The 13245-nt window shown below is 71.2% G+C and carries 16 protein-coding genes and 1 riboswitch; of the genes, 3 read left to right on the top strand and 13 right to left on the bottom strand.

Annotated features, from left to right (window positions below; translation table 11 throughout):
• Positions 1–65 precede the first annotated feature (65 nt).
• Together AC0VY3_RS05575 and AC0VY3_RS05570 are read right to left on the bottom strand one after the other, a co-directional pair.
• Positions 66–557 (bottom strand): GNAT family N-acetyltransferase, encoded by a 492-nt coding sequence (locus tag AC0VY3_RS05575; protein WP_181011021.1) that lies wholly within the window; start codon positions 555–557, stop codon positions 66–68.
• 43 nt (positions 558–600) lie between these two features.
• Positions 601–1353, bottom strand: a complete 753-nt coding sequence (locus AC0VY3_RS05570; RefSeq protein WP_103511400.1) for an MBL fold metallo-hydrolase — start codon at positions 1351–1353, stop codon at positions 601–603.
• A 214-nt stretch (positions 1354–1567) separates the two neighbouring features.
• Between AC0VY3_RS05570 and AC0VY3_RS05565 the strand changes: the two genes are divergently transcribed.
• A complete protein-coding gene (locus AC0VY3_RS05565) occupies positions 1568–2083 on the top strand; it encodes a type II toxin-antitoxin system PemK/MazF family toxin (RefSeq protein ID WP_103511401.1) in 516 nt (171 codons plus the stop codon).
• 265 nt (positions 2084–2348) lie between these two features.
• Here AC0VY3_RS05565 and AC0VY3_RS05560 read toward each other — a convergent pair whose 3' ends face one another.
• The 10 genes from AC0VY3_RS05560 to clpS all read right to left on the bottom strand — a co-directional run bounded on the left by AC0VY3_RS05560 (position 2349) and on the right by clpS (position 10463).
• Positions 2349–3299: a PLP-dependent cysteine synthase family protein gene (locus tag AC0VY3_RS05560; RefSeq protein ID WP_475549083.1), complete on the bottom strand. Its 951-nt coding sequence runs from the start codon at positions 3297–3299 to the stop codon at positions 2349–2351.
• Positions 3299–3577 (bottom strand): MoaD/ThiS family protein, encoded by a 279-nt coding sequence (locus AC0VY3_RS05555; protein WP_006124874.1) that lies wholly within the window; start codon positions 3575–3577, stop codon positions 3299–3301. Before AC0VY3_RS05555 ends, AC0VY3_RS05560 begins: the two co-directional genes overlap by 1 nt.
• Before the next feature lie 112 nt (positions 3578–3689).
• Positions 3690–3803 carry a putative leader peptide gene (locus AC0VY3_RS05550; protein ID WP_475549082.1) on the bottom strand — a complete coding sequence of 38 codons (114 nt, stop codon included), beginning with the start codon at positions 3801–3803 and terminating at the stop codon, positions 3690–3692.
• Between the two features lie 69 nt (positions 3804–3872).
• Entirely contained in the window at positions 3873–4670 is a 798-nt protein-coding gene (locus AC0VY3_RS05545) for an ABC transporter ATP-binding protein (protein WP_103511403.1), read from the bottom strand.
• Between the two features lie 94 nt (positions 4671–4764).
• Complete coding sequence (locus AC0VY3_RS05540) at positions 4765–5805, bottom strand: FecCD family ABC transporter permease (RefSeq protein ID WP_242742022.1); 1041 nt, start codon at positions 5803–5805, stop codon at positions 4765–4767.
• Positions 5802–6794, bottom strand: coding sequence for an ABC transporter substrate-binding protein (locus AC0VY3_RS05535; protein ID WP_103511405.1), 993 nt, complete (start codon positions 6792–6794; stop codon positions 5802–5804). Before AC0VY3_RS05535 ends, AC0VY3_RS05540 begins: the two co-directional genes overlap by 4 nt.
• A gap of 58 nt (positions 6795–6852) precedes the next feature.
• Positions 6853–6966: riboswitch (cobalamin riboswitch) on the bottom strand.
• 77 nt (positions 6967–7043) lie between these two features.
• Positions 7044–7466 carry a M67 family metallopeptidase gene (locus tag AC0VY3_RS05530; RefSeq protein WP_030087623.1) on the bottom strand — a complete coding sequence of 141 codons (423 nt, stop codon included), beginning with the start codon at positions 7464–7466 and terminating at the stop codon, positions 7044–7046.
• Positions 7467–7602: 136 nt separating this feature from the next.
• Positions 7603–9057, bottom strand: a complete 1455-nt coding sequence (locus tag AC0VY3_RS05525) for an amino acid permease (RefSeq protein WP_475549081.1) — start codon at positions 9055–9057, stop codon at positions 7603–7605.
• Between the two features lie 415 nt (positions 9058–9472).
• Positions 9473–10084, bottom strand: a complete 612-nt coding sequence (locus AC0VY3_RS05520; RefSeq protein ID WP_103511407.1) for a DUF2017 domain-containing protein — start codon at positions 10082–10084, stop codon at positions 9473–9475.
• 61 nt (positions 10085–10145) lie between these two features.
• Entirely contained in the window at positions 10146–10463 is a 318-nt protein-coding gene (gene clpS, locus AC0VY3_RS05515) for an ATP-dependent Clp protease adapter ClpS (protein ID WP_010062069.1), read from the bottom strand.
• 79 nt (positions 10464–10542) lie between these two features.
• Here clpS and AC0VY3_RS05510 point away from each other — a divergent pair, with 79 nt between their 5' ends.
• Positions 10543–11868 (top strand): nicotinate phosphoribosyltransferase, encoded by a 1326-nt coding sequence (locus AC0VY3_RS05510; protein ID WP_103511408.1) that lies wholly within the window; start codon positions 10543–10545, stop codon positions 11866–11868.
• A 218-nt stretch (positions 11869–12086) separates the two neighbouring features.
• On the top strand, positions 12087–12677 hold the full coding sequence (locus tag AC0VY3_RS05505) for an isochorismatase family protein (protein ID WP_103511409.1): 591 nt from the start codon (positions 12087–12089) through the stop codon (positions 12675–12677).
• Between the two features lie 34 nt (positions 12678–12711).
• Here the strand turns inward: AC0VY3_RS05505 and AC0VY3_RS05500 are convergent, their stop codons facing one another.
• Positions 12712–13137: a hypothetical protein gene (locus AC0VY3_RS05500; protein ID WP_103511410.1), complete on the bottom strand. Its 426-nt coding sequence runs from the start codon at positions 13135–13137 to the stop codon at positions 12712–12714.
• Positions 13138–13245: the final 108 nt, after the last annotated feature.

Raw genomic sequence — 13245 nt, 5'->3', positions numbered from 1 at the left:
AGCCCCCGCCACCCGAGATGTTCTCCGGGTGGCGGGGGCTTCGGCGTGCCTTCCGTACGGTCGCGTCATCCCTGGCTCACGGGCACGTCCAGCCGGTAGATCTGGCGGGAGCCGCCCTCCGGACCGGGCTCGGTGGACTCGCCGGGCGCGAAGCCGAGCTTCTCGTAGAAGGCCCGGGCCCCGCTCTCCACCGCCCCTGGATGGTCGGGCCCGAAGGTGACCACCTCGACGGTGCCGGGCCCCTTCACGTACCGGCGCATCGCCTCCGCCATCAGCAGGCGGCCCACGCCCGTGCCCCGGGAGCGCTCGGAGGTGACGAGCCAGTGCACGTGGTACGCGGGTGGCTCGGCGCCGAACAGCAGACCGCCGACCGGGCCGGGCGGGTCGGCGGGCTCCGTGGACTCGGCGAGCAGGGCCGCTCCGTCACGGATGTGGGCGTTCACCGCCCGGTGGAAGCCCGGCTCCCCGACCATCGGCACGAACCAGTGCTCGACCTGGGACGCCAGGGTCAGGAAGCCGTCGAAATCGCCCTCCCGGGCAGGTCTGATCGTGATCATCCCGGGAGTCTCGCAGAGCGGGCCGCGGTGCGGTGGCCGGCTCTCAGATCTCGTACACCGCGCCCGGAGCCGCCAGCTCCACCGGGCCCGGGTAGACCGCGCGGGCGTCGGCGGCGTTGCGGTCGGCGTCGGTCCACGGCGGAATGTGGGTGAGGACGAGCCGGCGCACTCCGGCGCGGGCGGCCGCCTCGCCGGCCTCGCGGCCGTTGAGATGCAGGTCGGGGATGTCCTCCTTGCCGTCGACGAACGACGCCTCGCAGAGGAACAGGTCCGCGTCGGTGGCCAGGTCCTCCAGCGCGTCGCAGGTCCCCGTGTCGCCGGAGTAGACGAGGGAGGAGCCGCCGTGCTCGACCCGGATGCCGAAGGTGTCGACGGGATGGCAGACCTTCTCCGTACGGACCGAGAAGGGGCCGATCTCGAAGGATCCCGACTTGAGGGTGTGGAAGTCGAAGACCTCGCTCATCGCCCGGTCGGACGGGGTGTCGCCGTGGGCGGCGGTCAGGCGCTGCTCGGTGCCCTCGGGGCCGTAGACCGGGAGAGGGACGGGGCGGGCGCCGTCGTGCCGGTAGTAGCGCACGACGAAGTACGCGCACATGTCGATGCAGTGATCGGCGTGCAGATGGCTGAGGAAGATCGCGTCGAGGTCGTAGAGACCGACGTGGCGCTGCAGCTCGCCGAGGGCGCCGTTGCCCATGTCGAGGAGCAGCCGGAAGCCGTCGGCCTCTACGAGGTAGCTCGAGCATGCCGAACCCGTGGACGGGAACGAGCCGGAGCAGCCGACGACGGTGAGCTTCATGGAGCGTGAACCTCCGAGACGTGGGACGGGGAGGGTTCGTGCGATGCCGCCGGAGCTTCGTACGGTTCCTGCGGTTCCTGCCGGACGGGTTTTGCGGTTTGTCGAGCGTAAGGCGCGAAACTCCACGTCGCTCCTCCGCTGCCCGCCGTTGTGGGGGAACTCACCTGCTCTGTCACCGGTTCGATGGAAGCGCGCCCACGGGTACGGTCGGTGGATGGACACGTTCTGGTGGGTGGCGCTGGCCGCCGTGGTTCTGCTCGCGCTCGTCGCCGCGGTGGTGGACGGGCGGGGGCGGTCGGACCGCGGGCCCCGTTCGCGGCGGCCCCGGCAGCCGGTGGGGTCGGCCCGGCCGCCGTCGCGGCCTGCCGGTCCGGACGCGCGTGGGGGCGGGCGTGAGGAGGGGCCTGCACCGAGGGCCGGTGAGGTGTGGTGGGCCGATGTGCCGTACGAGGACGGGCCCGGGTCGAAGGACCGGCCGTGTCTGGTGATCTCGGTGCGGGGGCGGGGCCGGGGGCGCACGGCGCTGGTCGCCAAGATCACCAGCAAGCACCACGAGGAGCGGCCCGGGGTGATCGCGCTGCCCGCCGGGACGGCCGGGGACCGGCAGGGGCGGCAGAGCTTTCTGGAGACGGATGAGCTGCGGGATGTACCGGTCGCCGGGTTCCGGCGGAGGGTGGGGGCGGTGGATCCCGAGCTGTGGGAGCGCGTGCGGAAGCTGGGGGCGGGGTGAGGGGCGGGGCCTTTCGGGGGCGCTGCCCCGGGCCCCGCTCCTCAATCGCCGGAGGGGCTCGAAAGGTGTCCTCAATCGCTGGAGGGGCTCGAAAGGTGTCCTCGAGCGCCGGACGGGCTGGGAAGGCGCGCGCCCGGCCGGGCTTGAAGGATGTCCTCGAACGCCGGACGGGCCGGGTTTGCGCGGACGGGCTGAGAGGTGCGCCCGGCCGAGCTGGGCTTGAAAGACGGGCTCGGGCGCAGGGTAGGCCTTGGAGGAGACGGGCTCAGGCCCAGAGTTGGCCCTGGAGGGTTTCGATGGCTGCTTCTGTCGTCTCCGCCGTGTAGACGCCCGTCGACAGGTACTTCCAGCCGCCGTCGGCCACCACGAAGACGATGTCGGCGCTCTCCCCCGCCTTGACCGCCTTCCTCCCCACGCCGATCGCCGCGTGGAGGGCGGCGCCGGTGGAGACGCCCGCGAAGATGCCCTCCTGCTGGAGGAGTTCGCGGGTGCGGGTGACCGCGTCGGCCGATCCGACCGAGAAGCGGGTGGTGAGGACCGAGGCGTCGTAGAGCTCGGGGACGAAGCCCTCGTCGAGGTTGCGGAGGCCGTAGACCAGGTCGTCGTAGCGGGGTTCGGCGGCGACGATCCGGATGCCGGGGCGGTTCTCGCGGAGGTAGCGGCCGACGCCCATGAGGGTGCCGGTGGTGCCGAGGCCCGCGACGAAGTGGGTGATGGACGGGAGGTCGGTGAGGATCTCGGGTCCGGTGGTGGCGTAGTGGGCGCCCGCGTTGTCCGGGTTGCCGTACTGGTAGAGCATCACCCAGTCCGGGTGCTCCGCCGACAGTTCCTTCGCGACGCGTACGGCGGTGTTCGAGCCGCCCGCGGCCGGGGAGGAGATGATCTCGGCGCCCCACATGGCGAGCAGGTCGCGCCGTTCCTGCGAGGTGTTCTCCGGCATGACGCAGACGATGCGGTAGCCCTTGAGCTTGGCCGCCATGGCGAGCGAGATGCCGGTGTTGCCGCTGGTGGGCTCCAGGATGGTGCAGCCGGGGGTGAGCCGGCCGTCCTTCTCGGCCTGTTCGACCATGTGGAGCGCCGGGCGGTCCTTGATCGAGCCGGTGGGGTTGCGGTCCTCCAGCTTGGCCCAGATGCGGACGTCCTCGGACGGGGACAGCCGCGGGAGGCGGACGAGGGGAGTGTTCCCCACGGCCGCCAGCGGGGAGTCGTACCGCATCAGCGCATGCCGCCGGCGACGGCCGGAAGGATCGTGACGTTGTCGCCGTCGCTGAGCTTGGTGGAGATGCCGTCGAGGAAGCGGACGTCCTCGTCGTTGAGGTAGACGTTCACGAAGCGGCGGAGCTGCTCGCCGTCGACGATGCGCTCACGGATGCCGGTGTGGCGGCTCTCCAGGTCGGCGAAGAGGTCGGCGAGGGTGTCCCCGTTGCCTTCGACGGCCTTCGCGCCGTCGGTGTAGGTGCGGAGGATGGTCGGGATGCGGACCTCGATGGCCATGGCGTGGGCTCCTGTCGAAAGCGGAGTGGTGGCGTGGGGCGCGCGTTTCTGCCCCCGCGCAGGGGGTGGTGCGTGTGGATGGGCGCGCGGACCGCGGCTCAGGCCGGGCGGCTCACGGGCAGGCTGCGGTGGGACAGATCGCGCTCGCGAGCCTGCACAGGTCGACGTGCAGCCGCGCGACGAGCAGCGTGCCCGGCGTCTTGTTGCTCACGTCTTGGGGAACCATGCGGGCATCGTATCGATTCCCTGTGCGGAAACCCGAGTACCGTCCCGCATGGTGGATGTTCGGCGACCGCTATGTGGACTGCTGTCGTGCGGTGCGGTCCTGCGGGAGGTAGACCACCGTGGGTGCGCCGGTCTTCGGGTGGGTGCTGACCTCGGCGGCCACGCCGTACACCTCGCTCAGCAGCTCGGCCGTGAGGACCTTCTCCGGGGTGCCGGAGGCGACGACGCGGCCGGCCTGGAGGACGTAGACGCGGTCGCAGTAGTACGCGGCGAGGTTGAGGTCGTGCAGGGCGAGGAGGTTGGTGGTGCCCAGGCCGCGTACCAGGGAGAGGATCTCCAGCTGGTAGCGGATGTCCAGGTGGTTGGTCGGTTCGTCCAGGACGACGAGCGAGGGCCGCTGGACCAGGGCGCGGGCGACCAGGGCGCGCTGGCGTTCGCCGCCGGAGAGGGAGGCGAACGTACGGGGTTCGAGTGCGGCGATGCCGACCCGGGCGAGGGCCTCGGTGACGAGGGTGGCGTCGGCGGCGGTGTCCGCCTCCCAGAACCGCTTGTGCGGGGCGCGGCCCATCGCGACGACCTGGCCGACGGTGAGCTCGAATCCGGCGTGGCCGTCCTGCGGGACGGTGGCGATGCGCTGGGCGCGGGCCTTCACCGGGAGGGTGGCGAGGTCGTCGCCGTCGAGGAGGACGCGGCCGTGGGTGGGGCGCAGGGTGCCGTAGACGCAGCGCAGGAGGGTGGTCTTGCCGCTGCCGTTGGGGCCGACGAGGCCGACGGTCTCGCCGTCGGCGGCGGTGAGGTCGACGGCGTCGACGAGATGGCGGCCCTCGCCGGTTCCGTACGAGAGGGCTTCGGTGCGCAGGGTGGTCACGGGTGGGCTCCCTCGGCGGAACATGCGTGTGTCGTCGTGCGGGTGCTCCTGGTGGAGAACGGCCTCAGGCCGGCGTCCCGGAGGGGAAAGGGCCTCATGCGGGCGCTCCCTCGGGCCTGCGGCGCAGCATCCAGAGGAAGAACGGGCCGCCGGTCAGGGCCGTGAGCACGCCGACCGGAATGTCCTGCGGGGCGGCGAGCGTCCGGGCGGCCAGGTCGGCGAGGACCAGGAACACCGCTCCGCCGAGGGCGACCACGGGCAGCAGTGCGCGGTGGGCCGCTCCGACGACCATGCGGGCCATGTGCGGGACCATCAGGCCGACGAAGCCGATGGCCCCGCTGTACGCGACGAGCACGCCGGTCATCAGGGAGGCGAGGACGAAGACGGCGGCCCGGAAGCGGGCGGTGTCGAGGCCGAGGACGGTGGCGCCCTCCTCCCCCACCAGGAGCAGGTCGAGCGGCCGGGCCAGGGTGAGGAGGACGGCGGTGCCGGCGACCAGGGTGATCGCGGGGAGGGCGAGCATGTCCCAGCGGGCCGCGCCGAGGCCGCCGAGGGTCCAGTAGAGGACTTCCTGGAGGTGGTCGGCGCGGGCCGAGGTGACCAGGATCAGGCTGGTCAGGGCGGACAGGACGTAGGAGACGGCGACCCCGGCGAGGACGAGCCGGTTGGTGGTGAGACCTCCTCCGCCGCGCGCCAGGGTGTAGACGAGCAGCAGCGAGAGCAGGGCTCCGGCGAAGGCGGCGGCGGGGATCGTGACGGTGGTGGCGAGAGACGCGCCGATGCCGAGGACGATCACCAGGACCGCGCCGGTGGAGGCTCCGGAGGAGACGCCGAGGAGGAACGGGTCGGCGAGCTGGTTGCGTACGAGGGCCTGGAGGACGGCGCCGATGACGGCGAGTCCCGCGCCGACGACGATGCCGAGCAGGACCCGGGGCAGCCGCACGTCCAGGACGATCGTGCGGAACGGGCTCGCCTCCGCCCGCCCGGTCAGGATGTCGAGGACCTGGCCGGGCGGGATGCGGACGGAGCCGAGAGCGAGGGCGGCGAGCACGGCGAGGGCCAGGAGCGCGGCGAGGACGCCGAGCACCAGGACGTAACCGAGCGGCCGCCGCGGTGCGGAGGCGCGGCAGCTCACGGGGTGGTGGCCGCCGGGTGGAGCTGGGCCGCGAGCTTGTCGACGGCGGCGGGGACGCGGACGCCGAGGACCGCGTCGGAGAGCGGCATGACCGCGAAGCGCTTGTTCTTGATGGCGGGGACGTCGGCGAGGGCCGGGTCGGTCAGGAGGCGCTTCTTCTTCTGTTCGACGGTGGTGGAGCCGTAGTCGTAGATCACGATGGCTTCGGGCTTGCGGGCGACGACGTTCTCCCAGGAGGCGTCGCCGAAGGGCTTGTCGAGGTCGGCGAAGACGTTGGTGCCGCCGGCCCGCTCGATCAGCTCGTTGCCGATGCCCTCGCCGCCCGCGGTGAAGGCGGTCTTGTCGCCGCTGTCGTAGACGAAGACGGGGAGCGGCTTGAGGTCCTTGAGCTTCTTCGCGGTCGCTTCGTTGTCGGCCTTCGCCTGCTTGATCCAGGCCTCGGCGCGGTCGGGAACGCCGAAGGTGCGGCCGACCTCGCGGATCTCCTCGTAGAGGGTGTCCATGGGCCGGTCGCCCTTGGTGCAGCTCTCGGTGTTGAGGCGGGTCTCGATGCCGGACTTCTCGAACGCCTCGCGGCCGCGGCCGTCGCCCGCGGTGAAGGCGCTGCCGTAGCCGCCGTAGACGAAGTCGGGGTTCGCGGCGAGGACCTGCTCGTAGGAGGGGTACTCCTTGGCGAGGACCGGGACGGCTGCGTAGTCCTTCGCGTACTTCGGCAGGACCTGGTCGTCGAGGTAGGCGGTGCCGACGAGGGAGCTCTTCAGGCCCAGTTCCAGCATGATCTCGGTGACGTGCTGGTTCATGGTGACCACGCGCTTCGGCGGGGCCTTGTACGTCGTGGTGACACCGCAGTTCTTGACGGTGTACGGGAAGCCGTCGCTCGTGGACGCGGCCTCGGGCTCGGCGTCGGCGCTCTCCGAGGCCGAGCAGGCGGTGAGGGCGAGCGGGAGCAGCACGGCGGCGGCTATGAGCGCGGGGGTGCGCCAGGACATGGCAGGGCCTCTCCGGGGGATTTCCGCGTCCCCTGGTCGATGCGAGAAGGCGGCGGGCCAGTTCCTGGCTTCCGGGCCGCCCTCCGGTGCGGAGTGGTCCGTGGGGAGTCGTCCGTACGGGAGGGGGCCGGTCACAGTGGCGGGACCGTGCCGGATTCGCACCGGCTTCCTGATTCCTGCCGCCTTGTGGTCGGGTCTGGGGTGCAGTGTGCCAGACCCGTGCGGCGGGTCCGCGAGCTACCCGGGTGCTCAGTACGCCTCGACGACCTGCACGTCTTCCTCGGTGATCTCGCCGTCCACGATGCGGTACGAGCGGAACTGGAAGGGGCCGGAGCCGTCGGTGTCGGCGGTGGAGACGAGGACGTAGTGGGCGCCGGGCTCGTTGGCGTACGTCACGTCGGTGCGGGAGGGGTAGGCCTCGGTCGCCGTGTGCGAGTGGTAGACGATCACGGGCTCCTCGTCGCGGTCGTCCATCTCACGGTAGAGCTTGAGGAGGTCGGCCGAGTCGAACTCGTAGAACGTGGGCGAGCGCGCGGCGTTGAGCATCGGGATGAAGCGCTCGGGCCGGTCCGTCCCGGCCGGACCCGCGACCACTCCGCACGCCTCGTCGGGGTGGTCGGCACGGGAGTGGGCGACGATCTGGTCGTAGAGCGTCTGGGTGATGGTCAGCATGGCGCCAGGATATGCAGGCGGGCCGTCGCGTACCGGTGGGTGGTACGCGACGGCCCGCATGCTGGACGCCGTCGGCCTTTGGGGAGGCCGGGGGCGGTCCGGGAGGAAGGGGGCGGTGTGGGGCCCGCCGCCCGGGTCAATGGGTGCCGGAGGTGGCCTTCCCGGTCTTCTCCGGGGTGCGCGCCTGGAGCACCCGGTAGGAGACGAAGAGGATGAGCGCCCACAGCGGTGCGCAGTAGAGCGAGATCCTGGCGTCCTCGTCGATCGCCATCATCACGATGACCATGCCGATGAAGGCGAGCGCGAACCAGCTGGTGTACGGCGCGCCGGGGGCCTTGAACGAGGACTGCGGCAGCATGCCCGCGTCGGCCATGCGGCGGTAGCGGATCTGGCTGATCAGGATCATGATCCAGGCCCACATGCCGGAGATGGTCGCGAAGGAGACGACGTAGTTGAACGCCTCGCCCGGCCACTGGTAGTTGATCCACACGCCGACGAGCATCAGGGCGGCGGAGAAGGTGGTGCCCACCAGCGGCAGACCGTTCTTCGTCAGCTTGGTGAAGGCCCGGGGGCCCTGGCCGTTGAGGGCGAGGTCGCGGAGCATGCGGCCGGTGGAGTACATGCCGGAGTTGCAGGAGGAGAGCGCCGCGGTGAGGACGACGAAGTTGACGATGGCGGCGCCGACGCCGAGGCCCATCTCCTCGAAGGCCTTCACGAACGGTGAGACGCCGGGCTTGAAGGTGGACCAGGGCACGACCGACAGGATCATGATGAGCGCGCCGACGTAGAAGACGGCGATGCGCCACGGCACGGTGTTGATGGCCTTGGGCAGCACGGTCTCGGGGTCCTTGGACTCCCCGGCGGTGACGCCGACGAGTTCCACGGCGAGGAAGGCGAACATGACGATCTGGAGCGTCATGAGCGTGCCGGTGATGCCGTTCGGGAAGAAGCCGCCGTCGTTCCAGAGATTGGAGACGGTCGCGGTGTCGCCGGCGTCGGAGAACCCGACGGTGAGGACGCCCGCGCAGATTAGGATCATGCCGATGATGGCGGTGACCTTGACCATGGAGAACCAGAACTCCAGCTCGCCGAAGAGCTTCACGGAGATCAGGTTCGCGCCGTACAGAACGGCGGTGAACACCAGGGCGGACAGCCACTGCGGAATGTTCCACCAGTACGTCATATAGGTGGCCGCGGCGGTGACTTCGGTGATTCCGGTGACGACCCAGAAGAGCCAGTACGTCCAGCCGGTCACGAATCCGAAGAACGGGCCGATGAATTCCCGGGCGTACTCCGAGAAGGAGCCGGAGACGGGGCGGTACATGAGGAGTTCGCCCAGTGCCCGCATGATGAAGAAGATGACCAGGCCCGCGATGACGTAGGCCAGGATGAGGCTGGGTCCGGCCCGGTCGATGGCCTTGCCCGCGCCGAGGAAGAGCCCGGTGCCGATGGCTCCGCCGATGGCGATCATCTGAATCTGACGAGCTCCCAGACCGCGCTGGTATCCCTCGCCACCGGTTCCGGCGTCCCCGGCGTCGCCGCCGGGCCGGCCCTTGTCGACCTGTCCCTCGTCGACCTGCGCCGATGTCATGGTGGTGCGCCTTTCTCCACGCCGATCCGCGCCGTGAAGGCTACGGATCAGGTCCTGATCCCCCCGGATATGGATGGAGTGCGACCGGCGTTCGGCCGGTGTGCAGCGCCCCCGGGAACAGGGGTGGCGTCCCCGGGCGGTCGTGAAGATCTATCACGGCCGTCGAGGGACACCGTGGGACATTCTGTGGCGCACGCCACAGGGAAAAGCGGACAAGGGGTTCTATGCACCACAAGTGCCACGTATCACTTGGTGCGATCGTTATGCGGATCTGAGCGTCCGTTGAGCGAACAGGACGGCCCCTCCGACGGCTCGAAGGAGCCGCGAAGGGGCCGTGGAAGGCTCTGCAGGAAGGACCGCGGGGGGGAAGAGCTGTGGACCGTACGGGAAAGGACCGCGGTGGAAGCGTCGCGGATTACGGCATCAGTGTTTCGACCAGCGTTTCCTGGAGTGCGCCGAGCCAGAGATAGGCCATCACCATGGGCTTGCGCGGATCGGTGTCCGGGAGCCGGTAGAGGGAGCCCTCCTCACCCTGGTCCTCGTCGGCGACCTCCAGCCGGGCGCCGATGGTCAGGCGCAGGTCGTTGAGGGTGCCCAGCCAGCTGCGGCACTCGTCGCCGGTGAGGGTGAGGACCGCGCCGCCGTCCCCGACGGGCGAGAGCGCGTCCAGGGTGCGCACGACGGCGACGGCGTCGTCGCGCTTGCGCGAGCGCAGGTCAATCTCGGTGAAGCGGCGGAACTCCGCGGACAGTGCGCGCAGCTCCTCCTCCGGCGTTCCGTCGTCGGCGGGCCGGTCGGGGCCGTTGTAGGCGTCCGGGAAGAGCCGGGCGAGCGCCGGGTCGGAGGGCGGTTTGCTGGGGCCCTCGGCGAAGAGGGCGGCGAGCGGGTCCTCGCCGTCGGCGGGCTGGTCGCCCGGGCCGATCAGTTCGAGCAGCTGGACGACGAGGGAGCGCAGGATGGAGATCTCGACCTCGTCGAGCGCGACGGCCGCGCCGCCGCCTGGGGTGGCCTCGAAATGGCCGGCCATGGATTCTCCGATGGTGGGTCGAACGGGGCGGGTGGGGGCGGAGCGGGTGACGCTCGCAGGGTCAGTTGCGGTCCTGGGTGAGGGTGGCCCACAGCCCGTAACCGTGCATGGCCTGGACGTCGCGCTCCATCTCCTCGCGGCTCCCGCTGGAGACGACGGCGCGGCCCTTCTGGTGCACGTCCAGCATGAGCTTGTGGGCCTTGTCCTTCGGGTAGCCGAAGTAGGCCTGGAAGACGTAGGTCACGTAGCTCATGAGGTTGACCGGGTCATTGTGGACGAGCGTCACCCACGGGACGTCCGGCTCGGGGACCGCGAAGGTCTCCTCGGCCGAATCGGGACGTTCGATCTCTAGCGGGGTAGCAACGCTCACCTGTCCCATGCTGCCACCCGGGCGGGTCCGGCGCACAAACGGACCCCACATCTCGTCACTTTGACGAATAGGGGGTAGCATCCCAGCCATGAACACAGCGGACCTCGGGCGACGGGTCGGCGTTCCGTCGACCGCGCTCTTCACCGACCAGTACGAGCTGACCATGGTGCAGGCGGCCCTCAAGGCCGGCACCGCCGACCGGCACTCGGTCTTCGAGGCGTTCACCCGCCGGCTGCCCGAGGGGCGGCGCTACGGCGTCGTCGCGGGCACCGGGCGGGTGCTGGACGCGGTGGAGAACTTTCACTTCGACGACGAGATGATCGGTTTCCTGAGGCAGCAGGAGATCGTCGACGAGCCGACCCTCGAATGGCTGGCCGACTACCGCTTCAGCGGCGACATCTGGGGCTACCCGGAGGGCGAGGTCTACTTCCCCGGCTCCCCGATCCTGCGGGTGGAGGGTTCCTTCGCCGAGTGCGTGCTGCTGGAGACGGTGATCCTCTCCATCCTCAACCACGACTCCGCCATCGCCGCGGCCGCCTCGCGGATGTCGGCCGCCGCCGGGGGCCGCCGGCTGATCGAGATGGGCGCGCGGCGCACCCACGAGCTCTCCGCGGTGGCCTCGGCCCGCGCGGCGTACGTCGGCGGCTTCGACGCCACCTCCGACCTGGCGGCGGGCTTCCGCTACGCGATCCCGACCGTCGGCACCAGCGCCCACGCCTTCACCCTGCTGCACGACACCGAGCGCGACGCATTCCGGGCGCAGGTGGACTCGCTGGGCCGGGGCACGACGCTGCTGGTCGACACGTACGACGTGGCCGAGGCGGTCCGGGCGGCCGTCGAGATCGCTGGCCCCGAGCTCGGCGCCGTGCGGATCGACTCCGGGGACCTGCTGCTGGTCGCGCACCGGGTGCGGCAGCAGCTGGACGAGCTGGGAGCGACGGGCACGAAGATCGTGGTGACCTCGGACCTGGACGAGTACGCCATCGCCTCGCTGGCCGCCGCGCCGGTGGACGCGTACGGGGTCGGCACCCAGCTGGTCACCGGGAGCGGGCACCCCACCTGCTCGATGGTCTACAAGCTGGTGGCCCGCGCCGGCTCGGCGGAGCCGGACGCTCCGCTGGTGCCTGTGGCGAAGAAGTCGCTCGGCGCGAAGTCGTCGAAGGGCGGTCGCAAGTGGGCGGCGCGCCGGACCGACGAGCACGGCGTCGCCGAGGCCGAGGTGATCGGCACCGGCCCGGTGCCCTCGTCGGCCGGCCGGCCGCTGCTGGTGGAGCTGGTGCGCGGGGGCGAGGTGGTCGTCCGGGAGCCCCTGGAGGCCGTCCGCGAGCGGCATGTGGCCGCGCGCTCGGAGCTGCCGATGTCGGCGATCCAGCTGTCGCGGGGCGAGCCGGTGATCCCGACCGAGTACGCCTGAGCACGCCGGAGAACCCCCGGGGCGGCCCGCGGTGGGCGGCCCCGGCCGTCCGGACCGGCCCGCTCCGCAACCGGGGGTTTGGCCGACGGGCTTGATTGTGACGTTCCAGTGCCTAGGCTCGAACCCTCGGAACCACCGGGCGTCCCCGTCCCGGCCCCGCCGCTCCGGCATCCGCTCCCGCCCCCATCCGCTCCCGCCCCCACCGAAGGACACCCGCCATGCACCGCGCATTGATCGTCGTGGACGTTCAGAACGACTTCTGCGAGGGCGGCAGCCTCGCGGTGGCGGGCGGTGCCGACGTCGCCGCCGCCATCACCGACCTGATCGGCGACGCCCAGCCCGCCTACCGCCACGTGGTCGCCACCCGCGACCACCACATCGACCCGGGCGGCCACTTCTCGCCGAACCCGGACTACGTCGACTCCTGGCCGGTGCACTGCGTCGCCGGTACGGAGGGCGTCGGCTTCCACCCGAACTTCGCGCCCGCCGTCGCCTCCGGTGCGATCGACACGGTGTTCGACAAGGGGGCGTACTCGGCCGCGTACAGCGGGTTCGAGGGCTCCGACGAGAACGGGACCCACCTCGCCCAGTGGCTGCGCGACCGCGAGGTCACCGAGGTCGACGTGGTCGGCATCGCCACCGACCACTGTGTGCGGGCCACCGCGCTGGACGCGGCCCGTGAGGGCTTCGTCACGCATGTGCTGCTCGATCTGACCGCGGGCGTGTCCGGGGCGACCACCGAGCGGGCCCTGACGGAGCTGCGTACGGCGGGCGTGAAGCTCTCCGGCACGCCCGTCGTCGCGTCGTAGCCCTCTCCGGCCGCCGGCCCCCGCCCGCCGTGCCCTACGCGGCCGGGCGGGCCGGTCCGGCGTACCCGCCGGAGCCCAGCAGCGCCCTGATCGGGTGCCACAGCTCCTGGCACGACGACACCGGCGGGGCCGCCTGACGCCCCAGGCCGCCGGGCCGCCCGGGTGGGTCCACCGGTGGCGCGGCCCGCCAGAGCAGCCCGTCCGGATGGTGCAGCACCGCCGTGACCTCGTCCGGCGTCGGCGGCTGGTCGTTGCCGCGCAGATAGACCGCCCGCAGCCCCAGATTGCGCAGCCTGGTCAGGGCGCGCGCCCGGTTCACCGCGTGCACCAGCACCCGTACCGGGGCTCCGGGCCCGGCTTCCGTACCGCCGCAGGATCCGGTGCCGTCGGCCGGTCTGGTCAGGGTCAGGGCGACCACCACCGTGCCGTTCGGCAACCTGCAGAAACCTCCGCCTGCCATGCTCCGCACTCCCCCGTGAGACGTCGTGTCAATAAGGATGTGAACAAGACGCACCTAAACACGATCGGCCGCCGCCCGCTAGAGGGCGACGGCCGATCATGCTTTGAC

Source organism: Streptomyces sp. iso_384, assembly GCF_056172905.1.
This window is presented reverse-complemented; position numbering and strand designations above follow the sequence as displayed.

Excerpts from the sequence above, each read along its gene's own strand:
- AC0VY3_RS05575 (WP_181011021.1), bottom strand. The coding sequence starts at position 557 with ATGATCACGATCAGACCTGCCCGGGAGGGCGATTTCGACGGCTTCCTG.
- AC0VY3_RS05570 (WP_103511400.1), bottom strand. The coding sequence starts at position 1,353 with ATGAAGCTCACCGTCGTCGGCTGCTCCGGCTCGTTCCCGTCCACGGGT.
- AC0VY3_RS05565 (WP_103511401.1), top strand. The coding sequence starts at position 1,568 with ATGGACACGTTCTGGTGGGTGGCGCTGGCCGCCGTGGTTCTGCTCGCG.
- AC0VY3_RS05560 (WP_475549083.1), bottom strand. The coding sequence starts at position 3,299 with ATGCGGTACGACTCCCCGCTGGCGGCCGTGGGGAACACTCCCCTCGTC.
- AC0VY3_RS05555 (WP_006124874.1), bottom strand. The coding sequence starts at position 3,577 with ATGGCCATCGAGGTCCGCATCCCGACCATCCTCCGCACCTACACCGAC.
- AC0VY3_RS05550 (WP_475549082.1), bottom strand. The coding sequence starts at position 3,803 with ATGGTTCCCCAAGACGTGAGCAACAAGACGCCGGGCACGCTGCTCGTC.
- AC0VY3_RS05535 (WP_103511405.1), bottom strand. The coding sequence starts at position 6,794 with ATGTCCTGGCGCACCCCCGCGCTCATAGCCGCCGCCGTGCTGCTCCCG.
- AC0VY3_RS05530 (WP_030087623.1), bottom strand. The coding sequence starts at position 7,466 with ATGCTGACCATCACCCAGACGCTCTACGACCAGATCGTCGCCCACTCC.
- AC0VY3_RS05525 (WP_475549081.1), bottom strand. The coding sequence starts at position 9,057 with ATGACATCGGCGCAGGTCGACGAGGGACAGGTCGACAAGGGCCGGCCC.
- AC0VY3_RS05520 (WP_103511407.1), bottom strand. The coding sequence starts at position 10,084 with ATGGCCGGCCATTTCGAGGCCACCCCAGGCGGCGGCGCGGCCGTCGCG.
- clpS (WP_010062069.1), bottom strand. The coding sequence starts at position 10,463 with ATGGGACAGGTGAGCGTTGCTACCCCGCTAGAGATCGAACGTCCCGAT.
- AC0VY3_RS05510 (WP_103511408.1), top strand. The coding sequence starts at position 10,543 with ATGAACACAGCGGACCTCGGGCGACGGGTCGGCGTTCCGTCGACCGCG.
- AC0VY3_RS05505 (WP_103511409.1), top strand. The coding sequence starts at position 12,087 with ATGCACCGCGCATTGATCGTCGTGGACGTTCAGAACGACTTCTGCGAG.
- AC0VY3_RS05500 (WP_103511410.1), bottom strand. The coding sequence starts at position 13,137 with ATGGCAGGCGGAGGTTTCTGCAGGTTGCCGAACGGCACGGTGGTGGTC.